General features: G+C 66.1%; 19 protein-coding genes and 1 tRNA gene. 4 read left to right on the top strand and 16 right to left on the bottom strand.

From position 1 onward, the window contains the following. Positions 1-174 precede the first annotated feature (174 nt). Both AB4Y42_RS10780 and AB4Y42_RS10775 read left to right on the top strand, forming a co-directional pair. On the top strand, positions 175-1491 hold the full coding sequence (locus AB4Y42_RS10780) for an MFS transporter (RefSeq protein WP_110388028.1): 1317 nt from the start codon (positions 175-177) through the stop codon (positions 1489-1491). A gap of 143 nt (positions 1492-1634) precedes the next feature. Next, positions 1635-1814, top strand: coding sequence for a hypothetical protein (locus AB4Y42_RS10775; RefSeq protein WP_368694138.1), 180 nt, complete (start codon positions 1635-1637; stop codon positions 1812-1814). A gap of 48 nt (positions 1815-1862) precedes the next feature. Here the strand turns inward: AB4Y42_RS10775 and AB4Y42_RS10770 are convergent, their stop codons facing one another. The 8 genes from AB4Y42_RS10770 to map all read right to left on the bottom strand — a co-directional run bounded on the left by AB4Y42_RS10770 (position 1863) and on the right by map (position 7940). After that, positions 1863-1988 (bottom strand): hypothetical protein, encoded by a 126-nt coding sequence (locus AB4Y42_RS10770; RefSeq protein WP_256094537.1) that lies wholly within the window; start codon positions 1986-1988, stop codon positions 1863-1865. A 262-nt stretch (positions 1989-2250) separates the two neighbouring features. Continuing rightward, positions 2251-3258 carry a lipopolysaccharide heptosyltransferase I gene (waaC, locus tag AB4Y42_RS10765; RefSeq protein ID WP_368687748.1) on the bottom strand — a complete coding sequence of 336 codons (1008 nt, stop codon included), beginning with the start codon at positions 3256-3258 and terminating at the stop codon, positions 2251-2253. Positions 3259-3638: 380 nt separating this feature from the next. After that, complete coding sequence (locus AB4Y42_RS10760; protein WP_368687747.1) at positions 3639-3956, bottom strand: YXWGXW repeat-containing protein; 318 nt, start codon at positions 3954-3956, stop codon at positions 3639-3641. A gap of 228 nt (positions 3957-4184) precedes the next feature. Then, positions 4185-4439: a cell division topological specificity factor MinE gene (gene minE, locus AB4Y42_RS10755; protein WP_027795398.1), complete on the bottom strand. Its 255-nt coding sequence runs from the start codon at positions 4437-4439 to the stop codon at positions 4185-4187. Positions 4440-4453: 14 nt separating this feature from the next. Then, complete coding sequence (minD, locus tag AB4Y42_RS10750; protein ID WP_042260914.1) at positions 4454-5269, bottom strand: septum site-determining protein MinD; 816 nt, start codon at positions 5267-5269, stop codon at positions 4454-4456. 92 nt (positions 5270-5361) lie between these two features. After that, positions 5362-6237: a septum site-determining protein MinC gene (gene minC, locus AB4Y42_RS10745; protein ID WP_368694137.1), complete on the bottom strand. Its 876-nt coding sequence runs from the start codon at positions 6235-6237 to the stop codon at positions 5362-5364. Positions 6238-6475: 238 nt separating this feature from the next. Next, positions 6476-7012, bottom strand: coding sequence for a GNAT family N-acetyltransferase (locus AB4Y42_RS10740; RefSeq protein ID WP_368694136.1), 537 nt, complete (start codon positions 7010-7012; stop codon positions 6476-6478). Positions 7013-7154: 142 nt separating this feature from the next. After that, the gene (gene map, locus AB4Y42_RS10735; protein WP_368687744.1) at positions 7155-7940 is read right to left on the bottom strand and encodes a type I methionyl aminopeptidase; all 786 of its coding nucleotides are present in this window, start codon (positions 7938-7940) and stop codon (positions 7155-7157) included. Between the two features lie 217 nt (positions 7941-8157). Between map and AB4Y42_RS10730 the strand changes: the two genes are divergently transcribed. Then, positions 8158-8955, top strand: coding sequence for a hypothetical protein (locus AB4Y42_RS10730; protein WP_368694135.1), 798 nt, complete (start codon positions 8158-8160; stop codon positions 8953-8955). 85 nt (positions 8956-9040) lie between these two features. Here AB4Y42_RS10730 and AB4Y42_RS10725 read toward each other — a convergent pair. From AB4Y42_RS10725 to AB4Y42_RS10715, 3 genes are all read right to left on the bottom strand, one after another. Then, positions 9041-9131: transfer RNA gene (locus AB4Y42_RS10725), tRNA-Ser, on the bottom strand. A 129-nt stretch (positions 9132-9260) separates the two neighbouring features. Then, positions 9261-10553 carry a serine--tRNA ligase gene (gene serS / locus AB4Y42_RS10720; RefSeq protein ID WP_368687742.1) on the bottom strand — a complete coding sequence of 431 codons (1293 nt, stop codon included), beginning with the start codon at positions 10551-10553 and terminating at the stop codon, positions 9261-9263. Between the two features lie 97 nt (positions 10554-10650). After that, a complete protein-coding gene (locus AB4Y42_RS10715) occupies positions 10651-11982 on the bottom strand; it encodes a replication-associated recombination protein A (protein ID WP_368694134.1) in 1332 nt (443 codons plus the stop codon). A 226-nt stretch (positions 11983-12208) separates the two neighbouring features. Between AB4Y42_RS10715 and cytX the strand changes: the two genes are divergently transcribed. Next, positions 12209-13525, top strand: a complete 1317-nt coding sequence (gene cytX, locus AB4Y42_RS10710; RefSeq protein ID WP_368687740.1) for a putative hydroxymethylpyrimidine transporter CytX — start codon at positions 12209-12211, stop codon at positions 13523-13525. Between the two features lie 79 nt (positions 13526-13604). Here cytX and bioB read toward each other — a convergent pair whose 3' ends face one another. The 5 genes from bioB to AB4Y42_RS10685 all read right to left on the bottom strand — a co-directional run bounded on the left by bioB (position 13605) and on the right by AB4Y42_RS10685 (position 19849). Continuing rightward, on the bottom strand, positions 13605-14690 hold the full coding sequence (bioB, locus tag AB4Y42_RS10705; RefSeq protein ID WP_368694133.1) for a biotin synthase BioB: 1086 nt from the start codon (positions 14688-14690) through the stop codon (positions 13605-13607). 52 nt (positions 14691-14742) lie between these two features. After that, the gene (gene bioD, locus AB4Y42_RS10700) at positions 14743-15453 is read right to left on the bottom strand and encodes a dethiobiotin synthase (RefSeq protein WP_368687738.1); all 711 of its coding nucleotides are present in this window, start codon (positions 15451-15453) and stop codon (positions 14743-14745) included. Continuing rightward, entirely contained in the window at positions 15450-16658 is a 1209-nt protein-coding gene (gene bioF / locus AB4Y42_RS10695) for an 8-amino-7-oxononanoate synthase (RefSeq protein WP_368694132.1), read from the bottom strand. Before bioF ends, bioD begins: the two co-directional genes overlap by 4 nt. Before the next feature lies 1 nt (position 16659). Continuing rightward, a complete protein-coding gene (gene bioA / locus AB4Y42_RS10690) occupies positions 16660-18039 on the bottom strand; it encodes an adenosylmethionine--8-amino-7-oxononanoate transaminase (RefSeq protein ID WP_368694131.1) in 1380 nt (459 codons plus the stop codon). A 415-nt stretch (positions 18040-18454) separates the two neighbouring features. Then, positions 18455-19849 (bottom strand): dienelactone hydrolase family protein, encoded by a 1395-nt coding sequence (locus AB4Y42_RS10685; RefSeq protein WP_368687735.1) that lies wholly within the window; start codon positions 19847-19849, stop codon positions 18455-18457. Positions 19850-20340 lie beyond the last annotated feature (491 nt).

The following is a 20340-nucleotide window of genomic DNA, read 5'->3' as shown; positions in this document are numbered from 1 at the left end:
CGCACGGCTCGCGCCGTGCGATGCATACTGGCGAAGCGTCGCCGCCTGACGGACGCTGCCGCGGCGTCGAGCGCCAGCTACGCGCCCCCTCACGCTGCGAGCCTGAACAAAGACGCCCGCGCTAGCCCCGCAAGACTCAGGCGCGAGCGCGTCACAACGACTGGAGACCCCTGGATGTCCACCTCACCCATTTCGCCCGCGCGCGCCGATCAGGCAGACGCAGCGAAGCAGCAAAGCACCGCGCGTGTGATCTTTGCGAGCTTTATCGGCACCGCAATCGAGTTCTACGACTTCTATGTGTACGCAACGGCCGCGGCGCTCGTGATCGGCCCCGTGTTCTTCCCGCACGGTTCGGCCACGGCGCAGGCGCTCTCGGCGTTCGTCACCTTCGGCATCGCGTTCGTCGCGCGGCCGATCGGCTCGTTCATCTTCGGCCACTTCGGCGACCGTATCGGCCGTAAATCGACGCTGGTGGCGTCGCTGCTCGTCATGGGCCTGTCCACCACGCTGATCGGCTTCCTGCCCGGCTATGACGCGATTGGCAGCCTCGCGCCGATCCTGCTGTGCATCCTGCGCTTCGGCCAGGGCATCGGCCTGGGCGGCGAATGGGGCGGCGCCGCCCTCCTCGCGACGGAATACGCGCCGCAAGGCAAGCGCGGCTGGTTCGGCATGTTCCCGCAGCTCGGGCCGTCGGTGGGCTTCCTCGCCTCGAATGGCCTGTTCTTCGGCCTCGCCTCGACGCTCTCCGACCAGCAATTCCGCGACTGGGGCTGGCGCGTGCCGTTCATCGTCTCGGCGGTGCTCGTCGCGCTCGGTCTGTACGTGCGCCTGAAGATCGCCGAAACGCCCGCCTTCAAGGCCGCCGTCGAGCGCGAGGAACGCGTCAAGGTGCCGGTCGCGACGCTGCTCTCGCAGTACTGGTGGCCGACGCTGCTCGGCGCGCTCGCCATGGTCGTGTGCTACACGCTCTTCTACAACGCCACGGTGTTCTCGCTCTCGCACGGCGTGACGGCGCTGCACATTCCGCGCCCGACTTTCCTCGGCATGCTGTGCATCGCGGTGGTGTTCATGGGCATCGCCACGCCGATCTCGGCCTGGCTGTCCGACCGCTTCGGCCGCAAGCCCGTGCTGATCGTCGGCTGCATTCTGGCGATTCTCTCGGGCTTCACGATGGAGCCGCTGCTCGGCAGCGGTGCGACGCCGCTCGTGCTGCTCTTCCTCGTGATCCAGCTGTTCCTGATGGGCGCCACGTTCGCGCCGATGGGCGCGCTGTTGCCCGAGCTGTTTCCGACCAGCGTGCGCTACACGGGCGCGGGCGTGGCGTACAACCTGGGCGGCATTCTCGGCGCATCGGTTGCGCCGTATATCGCGCAGGTGCTGGCCGCGCGCGGCGGACTCTCGTGGGTCGGCGCGTATGTGTCGATCGCCGCCTGCGTGAGCCTGTTCGGCGTCCTGTGCATGCGCGAGACGCGCCATACGTCGCTCTCGTAACGCATCGCCGCATCAATAAAAAAAGCGGAGGCCGCCTGGCGGTCTCCGCTTTTTTAATGCCCTTTTTGATCGCTTTGGGTATGCGCGATGCGTGTCTATACTCGGATCAACAAGCGGGGAGCGATTTCCTGGGGGAGCCGACGATGAACCTGCATGTGAGCAACGCCGACATTGTTCTGATCATCGGCCTCGCCCTGGGCATCTCGCTCCTGCTGGCGTTTCGACTGCGCACCGCGACCTGGCGTGCGGTCCTGCTCGAAGCGCTGGCGGCGAACGCCGCGGCAATTGCCGCGGTCGTCGCGATTGAAATGCTGCTTGCCTGAAGGCCGCCGTACCGCGGGTACCGCTGGTGCGGCACCGTCCGGCGGCGATCAGCGATAGTAGTAGCCGTGATGGTAGCCGCCGCCGTAGTAGCCGCCGGCCGGCACCACGACGCAGCCGCCCAGCGAAGCCGCGAGCAATGCGCCGGCGATGAGGGTAAGCGTCAATCGTTTCACAGTGGTCTCTCCCTTCAAGTCAGTGTCTGTGTCCGGCCACGCGACATCGGGCTGGACGGTTACGATTGAACACGACGGCGAAGGCATGAGGCGTTGCAATTTGTAAGCAGCGGTGTGGCCCGTGTAACAGCATCGGCGCGCAAAGCCTTTTGCATGCGCTGCGAGGCGCGCGCCTGCAATACAAGCACGACACTTTTAACAAGCTCGTAATGGGAAACGGCGGGGAAAGCACGGCGCAACGCGCGTGCCGCCCCGCGAAAACTCAAGCGGCGTGAACGCGCGACGACTGCATAGACGCGCCGCCGTCGCGCGCCGGGTAGATGCGATCGACGGCATCGATCGCCACCTGCACGGGCGGCACGTGATGGCCGTCGCCGATCGAGATCGAGCGATTGGGCGCACGCACGCCGCTGTGTTCGGCGTCGGTCGAAACGAACACCATCACGGTCGGCTTGAGGAGCGCGTGCGAGAGATGCACGAAGCCCGTGTCGGTGCCGACCACGAGCGCGCTATCCTCGATGCGCTGTGCGACCTGGGAAACCGTGAGGCGCGGCAGCACCGTCGCGCCCGGGATGAGCGCCGCGATCTCGCGCGCCGTGGCGAGCTCGTTATCGGAACCCCACGGCAGTTCGATGCGCAGGCCACGGGCGATCAGCGCATTGCCCAGTTCGCCCCAATGCGCGACCGGCCACTTCTTCTCGTCTTTCGAAGTCGCGTGAAAGAGCAGCGCCGTGGGTGCGTCGGGCGCGGGCAGCGCGGTGCCGTCGCGCGGCACGCGCATCTGGAATTCGGGCGGCGTGTCGACCGTGTAGCCGAGCGCCTCGCCCGCGCTGATGCGCATGCCGTGCCACGCATCGCACTTCGGACGCGGCCCGAAGCGGCCGTTGTACGCGAAGGCCGCGCCGCGTTCGCCGAGGTCCTGCGAGAGATAGCCAAAGCGGCGCCGCCCGCGGGCGAGAAACGCGATGATGGCGCTCTTGTACACGCCGTGAATGTCGACGATGGCGTCGTAGCGGTAGGCGCGCAACTCGGAAATCGACGCCCAGATCGCCTTGAAATCGCTCCAGCGGCGCGCCTTCTTGAAGCGGCGCAGCGGCGCGCAGAGCACGCGGTCGACGCCGGCGTTCCAGCGCACGATATCGGCAAAGGCCTCGTCCGCGGCCCAGTCGACCTTGACGCCGGGGAAGGCGCGCTGCACGTCGGCCACGACCGGAAGCGCCTCGACGATGTCGCCGAGCGAAGTCACTTTGACAATCAAAACTCGTTTCATTGTGCTGCGGACCACAGGGCCCGATATTCCAGTCTTCAAGGGATTAGCCGGGATTTTAGCGGACGAACCTTGCGCCGGCCTGCGAATCAGCGATCCTGGATGAGCGAAATCTGTCCCTTTGTTACCGAAGCCGCGCGGGGCATCGACAATGCACGCCGCAAAACGCGCCGGGCCCGACACGCCAATGCGCGCCGGGCCCGGTCGGGACGATCCGTCGATGGATCGATAAAAGCGGTCGACGACTAGTACACGACGACCGGCGCGGGTCTCACGTACATGGGCCGCGCCGGCACGACGATGCAGCCCGCCAGCATAAGCGCGAGCACGGCCGCCGCGAGCAGTTTTTTACTCATGATAGGGCTCCCCTCAGGCTTGAACGATCAGGCAGCCCAGTGGCCTTCGACCCAGCGCCAGTTCGGGCCGTGGGCGATCCAGTGGCCCGGCACCCAGTGATAGCCGACACGCTCAGCCTGCCAGTGGCCCCTCATCCACACGTACTGGCCGTGGTCCCAGCGCCAGTGGCCCTTGTCCCACACGTAGCCCACGCGCGGCGCCGGCACGACTTCCACGCGTTCGGCAGGCGGCGGCGCACTCGGCTCGACCACGACGATTTCGGCAAGCGCCGGCGCCGCGACCGCGCAGGTGCCAGCGGCAACGATCGCGGCCTTGGCGATGAAGAGGCGAATGGAGTTGTTCATGTTGATCACCCTTGAATGTGGACGCCATGATTGGCGTTACCCGATCAATGCGCGAGCACGGGGTTGCGCTGACAGCGGCGGTGTAACGGCGCGGGGTGAAGTGAAACGGAATATTTCGGTAAGGCAGGCGAGCGGGCCGAAGCGCGGCGCGAGAGAGGAAGGCGCGAAGGAACAACGAAGCGATACGACGAACGACGCGCGCAGCGCAGCGGCTGCGCGCGTAGAAACTCAAGCCTGCGGAATCTCGATCTTGACCTCGAGCACTTCGAGATCGTCCTGACGTTCGAGGCTCACGCGAATGTCTTCATCGGAGATCTTCACGTACTTCGAGATCACCGCGACCAGTTCGCGTTGCAGGGCCGGCAGATAGTCGGCGGGCGGGTGGCCGCCTGCGCGCTCGTGAGCAATGATGAGCTGCAGGCGTTCCTTCGCTACCGAGGCGGATTTCTTCTTCTCGCCGAGAAAAAACGAAAGAAACGACATGACGTTCGCCTCCCTTACTTGCTACCGAAGAGGCGCTGCAAGAGGCCCGGCTTCTGGTAATCGGTGAAGCGAAGCGACTTGTCCTCGCCGAGAAAGCGCGACACGACGTCCTTGTACGACTCGGCGACGTCGGTGCCGTCCAGATGCACTGCCGGCAGACCCTGGTTCGAAGCGTGCAGCACCGCTTCCGATTCGGGGATCACGCCGATCAGTTCGATGCGCAGGATTTCCTGAATGTCGTTCAGCGAGAGCATCTCGCCTTCGCTCACGCGCTTCGGGTTGTAACGGGTGATGAGCAGGTGCTCCTTGATCGGGTCCTTGCCTTCGATCGCGCGCTTGGTCTTCGACGACAGCATGCCGAGGATCCGGTCCGAGTCGCGCACGGAAGACACTTCCGGATTCGTCACGATGAGCGCTTCGTCGGCGAAGTGCATCGCGAGCAGCGCGCCCGACTCGATGCCCGCGGGCGAATCGCACACGATGTACTCGAAGTCCATCTTGCGCAGGTCCTCGATCACCTTCTCCACGCCTTCTTTCGTGAGCGCGTCTTTATCGCGCGTTTGCGAGGCCGGCAGGATGAAGAGGTTTTCGCACTTCTTGTCCTTGATGAGCGCCTGATTGAGGTTCGCCTCACCCTGGATCACGTTGATCAGGTCGTACACGACGCGGCGCTCGCAACCCATGATGAGGTCGAGATTGCGCAGGCCCACGTCGAAGTCGATGACCGCGGTCTTGTGGCCGCGCAACGCGAGGCCCGATGCGAAACTCGCGCTCGTGGTCGTTTTACCGACACCACCTTTGCCCGAAGTCACCACAATGATTTTTGCCATTCCCTTACCTTGCGTTCGTCAGTTTCTCAGTTTGGTCTCATCGCGTGCCGCTCATGCCCCTGCTCGCCTGCGCACGACGCTCGAGCTGCGACTCAGGTGAGCCTCAACGGTTCGATCAACAGCTTTTCTTCCTCGAGCCGGATCTGGGCCGGCTTGCCCCGCACGTCGTCGGCGAGTGGAACTTCCGTGGTACGGTAGATGCCCGCAATCGAAATCAGTTCCGCCTCGAGGCTCGTGCAGAAAATGCGTGCGTCGTGGTTGCCGTGCACGCCCGCGAGCGCGCGACCGCGCAGCGGCGCGTAAATGTGGATGTTGCCCTCGGCGATCACTTCCGCACCGTTGGAAACGAGGCCGAGCACGACCACGTCGCCCTTCGCGTAAATGCGCTGGCCCGAGCGCAGCGGCCGGTCGATCACGAGCGTGGGTTCCGCGCGCGCGCCCGATGCGCCGGCGTCGAGCGCCGCCGCGTTGACCGTTGCCGCAGCGCCCGCTTCGGCGGCGGCCGGGTCCGTTTCGGTGGTAAAGAGTTCGGGCTGTGCAGCAGTGGCTTGCGGCGCGGCCGGGGCGGCGGCAGATGCGGCGGCCGAAGCATTCGATGCCTCGCCTTCGCCTGCGCCTTCTTCGGCGGCCTGCTTCGCGCCCGCGCCGCGGCGGTCGCGGGCCTCGAGGAACGGCATGCCTGCCGCAGCGGCCCAGCCGTGCTGTTCAGGTTGTGCAACCACGCCTATCGGGCGCATGCGCACGCTTTCGAGCAGACGCGCGATGTCGCCGAGCGCGATCTGCTCGCCGTCGGCGAGACGCCGCACGTCGATCGCGACGGTGTCGTTGGCGAAGAATTCGGGCGTCGCCTCGAAGCGCCGCGTGAGCTCGGCGCGCATGGCATCGAGCTCGGTCGTCTTGACCACGAACAGAAGCGTATCGACTGAACCGCTCTTCAGTTCAAAATATGGCGATTTCCTGGGCGACATGGCGTTCGGCTAAAAATTTTGCGTATTTTACAGGCGCGGACGCACACGGCCATTATTTTTAATGGTGTATTCGGCCAAATTCGCTGCCGGATACGCACCAACGCACCGTCAAAAATGGCGCAAAAAAGCGCGCGAAGCGCGAGTGCGCCGCGCGTGCATAGACGATCGGGTTCGGTGTGTCGTACGGAGGGAAACGAAACGCGGGCGCTGCCGCGCGCGGCAACGCGAACGTCGGGCGTTACGGCGAGGCAGCGGACTTCGTGTGCTCGCCGAGCGGTCGCATGAGCAGCGTTTCCCACTGCTCGGGCTGCTGCTGGCTGCGCGCGTGGTCGCCGGTGGCGACGAAGCCGAGGCGCTCGTAGAAGCGCATGGCCGTGGTGTTCGTGTCGGTGATCCAGGCGTAGACCTGCGTGGCGCCTTCGCTCACGAGCCATTCGATGGCGCTGTTCAGCAGCAGTTCGCCGCCGCTCAGATGACGCACCGCAGGCGCGACCCACAGCGCCGAGACGAACGCGCGCCGCGCCGGCGCGCTTTCGAAGCTCGCGCCGATCAGACCGGCCGGATGGCCCTCGGTGTAGAGAATGAACGACGTGCCCGTGTGCGAAACCGCATGCCGGGCCGCCGCGGCGTCGAAAACGGCGGCATCGGCGGATAGCGCGTCTTCGAGCGTGTCGCCAAATGCATAAGGCGCGTCGCGCAGCGAAGCTGTTCGAAGCTCGCGGAGCACGGCACCCTGATCGGCGGCGATACGGCGAACGGTCAGTGACGGACTCATGCAGTCGTAAACCCCAATAAAGCGCTAACGCGTAGCTTTAACCGAACTGGCTTGAGAGTCAAATCCTTATTTGACAATTGCCGGCACGCGACGCCCTGCGCGCGAGCCTTGACAGACGGCCCCAGAGGCCGCACAGCCACGCTCACGGGGCCTCGTAGGGGCCTGTGCCGTCCGGCCAGGGCGTGAGGAGTTCGTAGCCGTCGTCGGTGACCGCGACCATGTGTTCCCACTGCGCCGAGAGCGAGCGGTCCTTCGTGACGACCGTCCAGCCGTCGCGCTGCACCGACGTGCCGGCGCGGCCCGCGTTGACCATCGGTTCGATCGTGAAGACCATGCCCGGCTTCAGGCGCACGCCCTGCCCCGGCTGGCCGTAGTGCAGCACCTGCGGTTCCTCGTGGTAGACCTTGCCGATGCCGTGGCCGCAATACTCGCGCACGATCGAGAAGCCGTCCGCCTGGGCGCGCTTCTGGATGGCGTTGCCGACATCGCCGAGCGTCGCCCCCGGCTTCACCTGGCGGATGCCCGCGAGCATCGCCTCGTAGGTCGTGTCGATCAGCTGGCGGCCGACCGTGCTCGGCGTGCCGACGCAGTACATGCGGCTCGTGTCCCCGAAATAGCCGTCCTTGATCACGGCCACGTCGATGTTGATGATGTCGCCGTCCTTGAGCACCTCGCCGCGATCGGGAATGCCGTGGCAGACCACGGAATTGACGGACGTGCAGATCGTCTTCGGAAAGCCGAGGTAGCCGACATTGGCCGGCACGGCCTTGAGCGTGTTGACGATGTAGTCGTTGCAGATCGCGTCGAGGTCGTCGGTGGAGACGCCCGGCTTCACGTGCTCTCCGATCATCGCGAGCACGTCGGCGGCGAGCCGGCCCGAAATGCGCAGGCGGGCGAGATCGTCGGCAGACTTGTAGGTGATAGGCATCGATGGACCGAAGTGGGCGCGGCGGTGGCAGAGAACCCTGCGCCGCAAATTCAAAGGAGCGATTGTACCGGCGCTGCGGCGTCGCTAGCGCAGCAACCCGCAAACCATGTCATCCCGATGACGCCGGACGCGGAATTTTCAGAGATCTCCGATTGTTCGAGCACAAGCCGCCGTCAAGAATGAGAAATATCTTACATCGCGCGCAGGCAGTCCGATCATGACCCCAAGTAATCCCGCCCCCACCTCCTCCACGCCGAACGCGGCGCCCCACCTCCTGATCGCGCTGCCCACTTACGACAACTCGGTGCATTTCGACTTCGCCATGGCCCTCGCGCGCCTCATGGAGGCGCTCAAGGAACGCGGCGTCCGCTACGAGTACATCCATACGGCCTCGTCGCACATCATCCCCGCGCGCAATTTCTTTGCGAATTATTTTTTGAGCCATCACGAGTTCAGCCATGTCCTCTTTCTCGATACGGACATGGACTTCTCGCGCGAAGCGGTTCTGCGCCTGCTCGCCGGCAACAAGCCCGTGGCCGGCATTGCCTGCCCGTACCGCTATTTCGACCGCGAGAAGCGCATCACGAGCGCCGACGTGGGGCTCACGCTGCGCGAATGGCAGGAAAAGACCGTGGACTACAACACGGCGATTCTCGCGGATGAAGCGGGCAGCAGTGTCGTGTCCGACGGCTGGGCCGAGGTGAGCCACGTCGGCACGGGCATCTTCCTCGTGCGGCGCGACGCGCTGGAGGCGACCGCGGCGCATACGGCGCTTTACCGGCCGCCCGCGCAGTACGCGGGCTACCTGCCGGACGGCAAGTTCCACGCGTTCTTCGACACCGTTGGCGAGCAAGGCGTGTACCTCTCGGAAGATCTATCGTTTTGCCGGCGCGTGCGCGCGGCGGGCAAGTCGGTGTGGGCGCTCATCGACGAGAAGATCGTGCATCACGGAGGATCGTCGATCTCGGGCACCTACCTGCATGCGCTGGAGATGCGCGGCCACCTGCGCAAGTGAAAATGCGCTCCGGTATGCACACCGGAACAAGAGCAGAAAAGCAAAAACCCCTGCAGCGGTCAAGCATGCAGGGGTTTTCTGAATTTGGCGGAGAGGGTGGGATTCGAACCCACGGTACGGGGAAACCGTACGCCTGATTTCGAGTCAGGTACATTCGACCACTCTGCCACCTCTCCGGTGTACTGCTTTTTTACTGCCTCCCCGGTGTTGGTCGGCAACCGGAGAAGCGAAGATTATAGAACATTTTTTGAGTTCCGCAAGCCCTCTTGTGCAAAAAGTTTCGAGGGCAAGCAAATCTCCCGCGCTCAGGCCGACCCTTCGAGACGCGCCACGCCGCCCATATATGGCCGTAGCACCTCCGGCACGGTGACCGAGCCGTCCGCTTCCTGATAGTTCTCGAGCACCGCAACCAGCGTGCGGCCCACGGCGAGGCCCGAGCCGTTGAGCGTGTGCACGAGTTCCGGCTTGCCCTGCGCGTTGCGATAGCGCGCCTGCATGCGGCGCGCCTGGAACGCTTCCGTGTTCGAGCAGCTCGAAATTTCACGATAGGTGTTCTGCGCGGGCAGCCACACTTCGAGGTCGTAGGTCTTGGTGGCCGAAAAGCCCATGTCGCCCGTGCACAGCGTGATGACGCGATACGGCAGGCCGAGCTTCTGCAGGATGGTTTCTGCGTGGACGACCATCTGCTCGAGCGCGTCGTACGACGTTTCGGGCGCAACGATCTGCACCATCTCGACCTTGTCGAACTGGTGCTGACGGATCATGCCGCGCGTGTCGCGGCCATACGAACCGGCTTCCGAACGGAAGCACGGCGAGTGCGCCGTGAGCTTGATCGGCAGCGCGCTGCCTTCCACGATGCTCTCGCGCACCGTGTTCGTGAGCGAGATTTCCGAGGTCGAAATGAGGTACTGCGTGACCGTGTTCTCGCCGCCGCCCTTTTCCACGCGAAACATGTCGTCGGCGAACTTGGGCAGCTGGCCCGTGCCGTACAGGATTTCCGGGTTGACGATGTAGGGCGTGTACGTTTCCGTGTAGCCGTGGTGGAGCGTGTGCGTGTCGATCATGAACTGCGCGAGCGCGCGGTGCAGGCGCGCGATCTGGCCGCGCAGCATCGTGAAGCGCGCGCCCGAGAGCTTCGCGCCCGTCTCGAAGTCCAGACCCAGCGGCGTGCCGACGTCCACGTGATCCTTCACCTCGAAGTCGAACGCGCGCGGCGTGCCCCAGCGGCGCACTTCCACGTTGTCGGCCTCGTCCTTGCCCGCGGGCACGCTTTCGTGCGGCAGGTTCGGCACGCCGAGCAGCAGGTCCGAGAGCTTCGACTGGATCTCGTCGAGCTTGGCGGCCGACGTCTTCATCTCGTCGCCGATGCCGCCCACTTCGGCCATGACCGCCGAGGTGTCCTCGCCGCGGCCTTTCATCGCGCCGATCTGCTTCGACAGGCTGTTGCGGCGCGCCTGGAGCTCTTCGGTGCGGGTCTGGATGGCGCGGCGTTCCGCTTCGAGCGCGGAAAAGGCCGCGACGTCGAGGGTGTAGCCGCGGTCGGCGAGGCGCTTCGCGACGCCGTCGAGGTCTTTGCGCAGCAGCTGGATGTCGAGCATGGGATTGTGAGACGCAGTGTCGTTGTGTGAAGGGACGATTTTAGCGCACCGGCCGGGGCAGCCCGGCGCGGCGGGCATCGCCGTTGTTCGGGGCGATTCAGCCCTTGCGCTTCCTCTCGCGGAGTTCCTCGCGGTGCTCGTCGCGCCATTGCGCGTCGAGGTCGGCCAGGCGCGCGAGCTTTTCGCCGATCTTGCCTTCGAGCCCGCGCGGCGTGGGCTGATACCAGCGCGGATCGCGCATGCCGTCGGGCAGATAGGTCTCGCCTGCCGCGTAGGCGTCGGGTTCGTCGTGCGCGTAGCGGTATTCGTGGCCGCAGCCCAGCTCCTTCATGAGCTTGGTCGGCGCGTTGCGCAGATGGATCGGCACCGCGCGCGACTGGTCCTTGCTCACGAAGCGCCGCGCCTCGTTATACGCGTTGTAGCCCGCGTTCGACTTCGGCGCGACGGCCAGATAGATCACGGCCTGCGCGAGCGCGAGTTCGCCTTCGGGCGAACCGAGGCGCTCGTAGGTCTCGGCGGCGTCGAGCGTGATGCGTCCGGCGCGCGGGTCGGCGAGGCCGATGTCCTCCCACGCCATGCGCACGATGCGCCGCGCGAGATAACGCGGGTCCGCGCCGCCGTCGAGCATGCGGCAGAACCAGTAGAGCGCGCCGTCCGGGTTGCTGCCGCGCACCGACTTGTGCAGCGCGCTGATCTGGTCGTAGAACGCGTCGCCGCCCTTGTCGAAGCGGCGCAGGTTTTCCGCCAGCGCGCTGCCGAGCAGTTCGCCGTCGATCTCGGTTTTCTTTTGTTGAGCGGCCGCGCGTGCAACGATTTCGAGGTTGTTCAGCAGCTTGCGACCGTCGCCGTCGGCGGATCCGATCAACGCCTTTTTCGCTTCGTCGGTGAAGGTCAGGCCGCCCAGTTCCTCGCTCGCACGGACAAGGAGTTCGCCCTGCTCTTCCTCGTCGAGGCTCTTGAGCACGTACACGGCGGCGCGGGACAGCAACGCGCTGTTCACCTCGAACGACGGGTTTTCCGTCGTCGCGCCGATGAACACGAAGAGGCCCGACTCCACATGCGGCAGGAAGGCGTCTTGCTGGCTCTTGTTGAAGCGATGGACCTCGTCGACGAACACGAGCGTCTGGTGGCCATGCGCGCGATGCAGCTGAGCCTGCTCTACGGCCTCGCGGATATCCTTCACGCCCGAAAGCACCGCCGAGAGCGCGATGAATTCGGCGTGGAAGGCATCGGCCATGAGGCGCGCGAGCGTGGTCTTGCCCACGCCCGGCGGCCCCCAGAGGATCATCGAATGCGCTTCGCCGGACTCGAACGCGACGCGCAGCGGCTTGTTGGGCCCGAGCAGATGCTTCTGGCCGATGACCTCGTCGATGGAGCGCGGGCGCAGCCGTTCGGCGAGCGGGACGTTGGCACGGGTTTCTTCAAACATGACGTTTTCGCGATAATGACGGCTTACCGGCTGGCCGCACGTGTGTGGCAAATTCGGTGGCAGATCCGGGGACACAGCGCCCGACACCACAAAACGGCCCGCCGCTCCGGATGCAGTCGTGCATTATGACAGCGTGCGCCGCGGCGCGAAGCGCGGGCAGAGCCGCTCGAGCCGAAGCACCCGGACAAAACAGACAAAACACACGATACAGAGGAAAGCGTTCCACATGACTCAAGATTCGCACGCCGGCGAGGCCGGCTCCACCTACGCGCCGAACGTGCCCGTGCCCGACGCGCGCCGCCAGTTCCGCACCGGCGACGCCTTCGCGCTATGGTTTTCACTCGGCATCGGCCTGCTCGTCGCGCAGGCGGGCGCGCTGCTCGTGCCGGGCCTCTCGCTGCCCCACGCGCTGATGGCCATCGTCATCGGCAGCGTGATCGGCGTCGTGCTGCTCGCGCTCGCGGGCGTGATCGGCACGGACACGGGCCTCGCCGCGATGTCGTCGCTGCGCCCGACGCTCGGCGTGCGCGGCGTGTCGGTGCCGGCCGTCATCAACATGGTGCAGCTCGTGGGCTGGGGCTCGTTCGAGATCATCGTGATGCGCGATTCCGCCGATGCGCTCGCCAAACAAGCCTTCGGCCTGTCGATGCCGCTCGTCTGGACCGTGATCTTCGGCGTGCTCGCCACGCTGCTCGCCGTGAGCGGCCCGCTCTCGTTCGTGCGGCGCTTCCTGCGCACGTGGGGCATCTGGCTGCTGCTCGCGGGCGCGGCCTGGCTCACGTGGAGCCTGCTCGTGAAGCAGGACCTGGGCGCGCTGATGCGCCGCCCCGGCACGGGCGAAATGCCGTTTGGCAGCGCCATCGACCTGGTGGTGGCGATGCCGCTCTCGTGGCTGCCGCTGATCGCCGACTACACGCGTTTTGGCCGCAAGGCGGGCGAAACCTTCCGCGGCACGCTGTTCGGCTATGGCATCGCGAACCTGTGGTTCTATGCGCTCGGCGCCATCTATGGCCTCGCCGCGGGCGGCGGCGACGCGCTCCTCACCACGGCGCTCGCGCAGGCCGGCGGCGGCCTCGCGCTGCTGCTCGTGCTGATCGACGAGATCGACAACGCCTTCGCCGATATCCATTCGGCCGCGGTCTCGACCGGCACGTTCTGGACGCGCGCCAGCGTGCCCTGGCTCTCGGCGGCGTTCGGCGCGCTGTGCACGCTGATCGGCCTCGTCGTGCCGATGGCGAAGTACGAGAACTTCCTGCTCTTCATCGGCTCGGTGTTCGCGCCGCTCTTTGGCGTGGTGCTCGCCGATCACTTCATCGTGCGCCGCCGCCGCATCGACACCCAGGCCCTCGCCGATCTGAATGGCGCCTATGGCTATTCGGGCGGCTGGCACGTGAGCGCGTTCGTCGCGTGGGTGGTCGGTTTCGGCGCGTATCAGGCGCTCAACCAGTGGCTGCCGAATCTCGGCGCGACGCTGCCTTCGCTCGTGATCGGCGCGCTGTGCTATCTCGTGCTCGCGGGGCGCCGGCGCGCGGCTTACGCGTAACCCGCCTTACTTCTGTCGGACAATAAAAAACGCCAGGCTTCGCAGCCTGGCGTTTTTGCTTCTGGCGACGTGCGAAACGTCACTCGCAGTGGCCGCAGCCGCCGTGCGAATGACCGTGATGGTCGTGATGAGCGTGGTCGTCGGCGGGCAGATGCTGCGCGGCCTGCGCCGTGATGCCCAGACGCTGCAGCAGCCTGCGGTCGGCTTCCGCCTGCGGGTTGCTCGTAGTGAGCAGCTGGTCGCCGTAGAAAATCGAGTTCGCGCCCGCCATGAAGCACAGCGCCTGGAGCGCGTCGTCCATCTGCTCGCGGCCCGCCGAGAGGCGCACCATCGCGTTGGGCATCGTGATGCGCGCCACCGCGATCGTGCGCACGAATTCGAACGGGTCGATCGGTTCCGTGCCTTCGAGCGGCGTGCCCGTGACCTGCACGAGATTGTTGATGGGCACCGACTCCGGATACGGCTCCATGTTCGCGAGCTGGGCGATCAGGCCTGCACGCTCGCGGCGCGATTCGCCCATGCCGACGATGCCGCCGCAGCACACGTTGATGCCCGCGTCGCGCACGCGCTCGAGCGTCTCGAGGCGGTCCTCGTAGGTGCGCGTCGAAATGATCTTGCCGTAGAACTCCGGCGACGTATCGAGGTTATGGTTGTAGTAGTCGAGGCCCGCGTCGGCCAGCGCCTTCGCCTGGTGATCTTCGAGCATGCCGAGCGTCACGCAGGTTTCCAGACCCATCGCCTTGACGCCGCGGATCATGTCCTTGATCGGCTCGAGGTGGCGATCCTTCGGATTGCGCCACGCCGCGCCCATGCAAAAGCGCGTCGCGCCGTTCGCCTTGGCCGCGCGCGCCGCGTCCAGCACGGCGCCGACTTCCATCAGCTTGCCCGCCTCCAGTTCCGTGTCGTGATGCGCCGATTGCGGGCAGTACGCGCAGTCTTCCTCGCAGCCGCCGGTCTTGATCGAGAGGAGCGTGGAAAGCTGCACGGCGTTCGCATCGAAATGCTCGCGATGCACCTGCTGCGCGCGGAACATCAGGTCGTTGAACGGCAGCTCGTAGAGCGCGGCGACGTCGGCGACCTTCCAGCGCGCGGCGGCTTCGGCGGCGGCCTGGGCGCTCGGCGCGGTGGCCTTAAGCGTTGTGATGTCGATGTGGGTTTGCGTCATGGTGTCGGGGTCCTTCTTTACGTGACTGTGCTTGACTGTGCTTGAGTGTGCATTAAGCGTTGGCGCGCAGGCGTGCGAGCAACGCGTCGATGTTCAGATGTCCGGCTGCGTCGTCGGCACTCGCACCGCGCATGTGCGGCACGACGCCGACGAGCGGCGCTCCGTACTGGGCGGCGAGGCGCTCACGCAGCGCGGCGATGTTTTCTTCGGGGAACGTCATGGCCGGGTCGATACGGTTCGCGACCCAGCCCGCGAGCGTCAATCCGCGCGCGACAATCGCTTCGGCAGTGAGCAGCGCGTGGCTGATGCAGCCGAGGCGCATGCCCACCACGAGCACCACGGGCAGAGCGAGCGCGACGGCGAGATCGGCGGTGTCTTCGGTCGCCGTGAGGGGCACGCGAAAACCGCCCACGCCTTCCACGACGATGGCATCCGCGCGCTCGCAGGCCGCCTCGTAGCAATCGACGATGCGCGCCATGTCGAGCGTCACGCCTTCGAGCGCGGCGGCGATGTGCGGCGCGGCGGGCTCCTTGAGCAGGAACGGCGTGCGGATCTCGGGCGGCAGCAGCACGCTCGCGGCGGCGTCGAGCTGATCGGCGTCCTCGTTGTGCCAGACGCCGTCGCGCTCGTAAGCGCCCGCGGCGATCGGCTTGAGCGCCGTGGCGCGCAACCCCGCGTGGGCGAAGCCGCGCAGGAGCGCCGCGCTCACGAAGGTCTTGCCGATCTCGGTATCGGTGCCGGTGACGAAAAGCGAAACCGTCATTGCGCGAACTCCGGCGCGTTTGTGCGTGCTTCCAGACTCGCGCGCTGCAGCGATGCGTTGAGCCGGTCGAGGTCGGCGTCCGAATGCGCGGCCGAGAGCGAAATGCGCAGGCGCGACGTGCCCTCGGGCACGGTGGGCGGACGAATGGCGGGCACCCACAGGCCGTCGCGCTCCAGCGCGGCCTGCAGCGCGAGTGTCGCCTCGTTCGCGCCGATGACGAGCGGCTGCACGGCGGTATGCGAATCGACAGGTTGCCAGCACGTATCGTTGAGCAGCGCACGCGTGCGCGCGATCAGATGCTTGAGATGTGCGCGGCGCGCATCGCCCTCCTCGCCTTCGATCAAACGCAGGCTCGCGGACACGGCATGCGCAACCGGCGGCGACGAAGCCGTGGTGAAGATGTACGGCCGCGCACGCTGCACGAGCCATTCGATCACGGTGCCATGCGCGCAAACGAATGCGCCCGAAACACCCGCCGCCTTCCCGAGCGTGCCGACCATCACGAGATGTTCCGAGCGCAGCGCGGCTTGCGCGAGCGCGCCGCGGCCTTGCGGGCCCAGTACGCCGAAGCCGTGCGCGTCGTCGACCACAAGCCACGCGCCATGCTGTTCAGCCAGTTCGACGAGACGCGCGAGCGGCGCGACATCGCCGTCCATGCTGAACACCGTGTCGCTCACGATCAGTTTTGCGCTCGCGTCGGAGGCTTCGAGCAGCGCGGCGAGCGCCGCCATGTCGGCATGCGGATAGATCTGGATGTCGGCACGCGAGAGCCGCGCGCCGTCGATCAGCGAGGCGTGGTTGAGCGCATCGGAAAAGATCGTCGTGCCGCGCCCCGCGAGCGCGGTGAGCACGGCCAGGTTCGCCATGTAGCCGGTGCTGAAGTACAGCGCGCGCGGCGCAGCGACGAAGGTACCCGCGAATGCCGCGAGATCGTCTTCGAGCTGGGCGTGAGCGCGCGAGTGGCCACCGAGCAGATGCGAGCCGCCGCTGCCCGCGCCGTAACGCTGCGCGCCCTCGGCGATGGCCGCGACCAGTTGCGGATGCGCGGCGAGGCCGAGATAGTCGTTGCTGGCAAAACCGATAGTCGCGCGGCCGTCCACCTTCATATGCGCGCTGCAAGGCGTGTCGGCGGTGCGGCGGCGGCGGCGCAGGCCGCGAGCGTCGATGTCGCGCAAGCCCTGTTCGAGGGTATCGAGCAATGCCATGTCAGAGGTCCTCCGCGACGGTGGCGTCGAAAGTCTCGCGCGTGCGTGTAGCGAGGAACGCCTGCATTTCGTTGTCCAGAATATACGGCGGCATGACGTAGACCGTCGTGCCGATCGGGCGCAGCAGCAGTTCGCGCTGCAGTGCGTTTTCGAAGAAGCGGCGCGAAAACGTCGCCGCGCGCCGCGGGTCTTCGAGCGCCACGTCGAACGCGAGAATCGTGCCGCACTGGCGCAGGTTGCGCACGAGCGGATGCGACGCAAGCGGATCGAACAATTCGCGCAGTCGCGCCGATTTGCGCGCGTTCGCAGCCAGCACGTCATCGCGCTCGAACAGGTCGAGCGTGGCGAGCGCGGCGCGGCACGCGAGCGGATTGCCCGTGTATGAATGCGAATGGAGGAAGCCGCGCGTCGTGTCGTCGTCGTAGAACGACTCGTAGATCGCATCGCGCGACAGCACGATCGAAAGCGGCAGATAGCCGCCGCTGATGCCCTTCGAAAGCGTGAGCAGATCGGGCCAGATGCCTGCCTGCTCGCACGCGAAGAAGGTGCCGGTGCGCCCGCAGCCCACGGCGATTTCATCGGCGATCAGGTGAACGCGATGGCGGTCGCACAGCGCGCGCAGGCCCTTCAGATAGGCGGGATCGTGCATCGCCATGCCGGCGGCGCACTGCACGAGCGGCTCGACGATCAGCGCGGCGATACGCCCTTCGCGCTCGATGAAAAGACGCTCGACATCGGCCAGCGCGCGCGCCGCGACATCCGCCGCCGTTTCGCCGGGTTGCGCCGCGCGCGCGTCGGGCGAAGCGACCACATGCGCGTGATGCAACAGCGGATCGTACGCATCCCTGAAGAGCTTCACGTCGGTCACGCCGAGCGCGCCAATGGTCTCGCCGTGATAGCTGTTGGCAACGCAGACGAATTCGCGCTTGCCGCTCTCGCCGCGGTTGCGCCACGCATGAAAGCTCATCTTGAGCGCGATTTCGACGGCCGATGCGCCGTCGGAAGCGAAGAATGCGTGGCCGAGCACGCCGCCCGTGCGCGCCGAGAGCCGCTCGGCGAGCTCCACGGCGGGCTCGTGCGTGCAGCCCGCGAGCATGACGTGCTCGAGCGTGTCGAGCTGCGCCTTGAGCGCCGCGTTGATCGAGGCATTGGCGTGGCCGAAGAGGTTCACCCACCACGAACTGATCGCATCCAGATAGCGTCGGCCCTCGCGGTCATACAGCCACGGGCCTTCGCCGCGCGCGACGGCCACGAGCGGCAGGCGCTCGTGATGTTTCATCTGGGTGCAGGGGTGCCACACGGCGCGCAGGCTGCGAGCGACCCAGTCGGTCGCGGCGCGATCTTCGCGGGCAAGGTGTGCAGGGTGAGATGGCGAATTCAAATACGACTCCCGATACGACAGCGGAACCGAGATTAACGTGTTAGCTGCCGCAATGCACTACCCCGAAAATCGCCCTCCAGCGCACGGCGGCGCGGCGTTTCGAGCGGTTCGCAACAACTCCGGACCGATGGAAAAGAAAGACCCGAAATGCGCGGAGATGACGACGGCAAAGTGAACCCGCCTTATGCAAAAAAATCTGCGCGGCGGTGCGAAATTGCAGAACGCGGGACGGCGCGGCGGATATTTTTGGCGACGCGTGGCGCGCGCGCAGGCGCGCGGAAATCAGACGCCAAGGGCGGCACAACGGGTCGCGTGCGAGGAAATGGCCCGCGCAAAAGCAAAGCGGCCCGCTTTGGGGCCGCAAGCTTCCGATGCGATTGAGAGTGTGCGCCCGGCAGTGGCGGGGCAACGCGCCTTACCGGCTCGCCAGCGGGTGGTCACGGTCGTCGGTGCTGTTGTCCGCCGTGGCGCGCGTGGTGTCGCTGTCGCCGGTCTGGGCGGTCTGCGTGCCGCCGTTGTTCCAGACCACCGTGTTGTTGACGGCATAGAGGCGGCAAGGATCGGCGCTGTGCTTTTCACAGTTCGAGATCGCCACGGCCATCGGGTTGTCGCCGCCTTCGGCCCACGACCACGCGCCGGAGTCGGATACGGCGAAGGCGCGGCTCGGATACTGCTTGAGGAAGTTGCGATAACCGTCGCGGCCCGCCTGATCGACGAACGGCACCGAGCCGACCGAGTCGATCTGCGCGAAACCGGTGCCGCGCGGCGCGACCGGCGCGGCCACGCGGTACTGCACCGCCGTCGGCAGGCCGCGGTTGGCGAGGAACGCCTCGACCGTGGGCCACCAGACTTTCACGCCGTCGCGATCGCCCACGAGGCGATGTGCGTCGTTCTTGTAGGCGCCGAAGTCTACGAGCTTGGCCGTCGCGGCCGGGTGATCCTCACCCGTCTGCGCGTCGCGGTAAGCGGCGAACATCTTCGCGACGAGATCGGGCGACCAGACCGAGTCGTTGTCGCCGTAGAGCCAGAGCGAGGCCACGCGGGCCTTGCCGCCGTAGTTGCCGAACGCCTGCGTCAGGTTATTCTGCCAGCCCGTGCAGGCGTCCTGGCGCAGGCCGCCCGAGAAGTTGATCAGTGCGCGCACGCCGCTGGCCGCCTCGGTGCCATAGGCCATGGTGGCCAGGCCGCCGTGCGAGGTGCCCGCGACGATGATCTGGCTCGCGTCGACATAGGGCTGCTTCGACATGTACGCGATGGTCGATGCGACATCGGCCGCCTGGCCGAGGCCGTTGCTCGCGACATCGCAGCCGTCCTGCTGATACGAGCCGCCCGACTCCGCGAAGCCCTGGCGGTTCGGCGCGACGACGACGTAGCCACGGCGCACGAATTCGCGCGCGAACGAGAGCGGGTCGCTGCGCGCCTGGAGGTGCGGGTCGCCGGGAATCTTGCCGTGGTTGAAGATCACCATCGGGAACGGGCCGGGGCCGTTCGGGCGGTAAATCGTTGTTTCGAGCGTGACGTCGCCCGATGCGTCGACGGGAACGCGGATCACCTGCTCGTTCATGCTGGCGGGCACGACGGGCAGATACGCGTCGTCGAGCGCGATGCGCGGCACGTTGGCGCTGCCGAGGGGACCGCCTGCGAGGTTCGCGTGAGAAGCGGTGGCGGAATGCGTGGCGGGGGTGTTGGCGGCGAGTTGCGGGTTCGCGCTCGCACTTGCCGGATCGGAAAGCGACGCTGCGTGAGCCACCGAAAGCACACACGCGGTGCCGGCTACGACCCATCCGGTAAGGAGCTTCCTGAACGCCATGCGCTACACCACCTGCAAAAGACCTGCTGCTGTGAATCCGACAACCGTCCGACCATTACCCACGCTTCAGCCCTTTCAGGGCACAACGAGACACCGTTGCGCCTGGCCGCGAAGCCAGGAGCGGGCGTGTACCCGTAACGTGGAATTGCATCGATCGGAACACCTGCGCGGCGCAGTTCTATCGTCGATCAGACCCGCCGCCAGCACCCGTTGCAGTCGATACACGCATCACGTGAAAAAACTTCTTCACTATGCACTTACGTATCGTGCGGGGCACCGTGATTAGATACTCGCACGACAAATATTTGTTGTGCAATTCAGGGGTAACCCGGCATAAGGCATGCCAACTTCGCGCGGCCCTATGAGGCAAGGCGGACACAGGACTTTCGGCACGTGCCGAACGCGCGCGTTTTTAAAAAAGGTCCGGGTGGTGAGCGTCGCGCGCGGACAACAGCCGCGCGATTGTGCAGTAAGCGCTTGTTTGCAAAGGC

It is taken from the genome of Paraburkholderia sp. EG286B (genome assembly GCF_040965655.1).
Taxonomy (GTDB): domain Bacteria; phylum Pseudomonadota; class Gammaproteobacteria; order Burkholderiales; family Burkholderiaceae; genus Paraburkholderia.
This window is presented reverse-complemented; position numbering and strand designations above follow the sequence as displayed.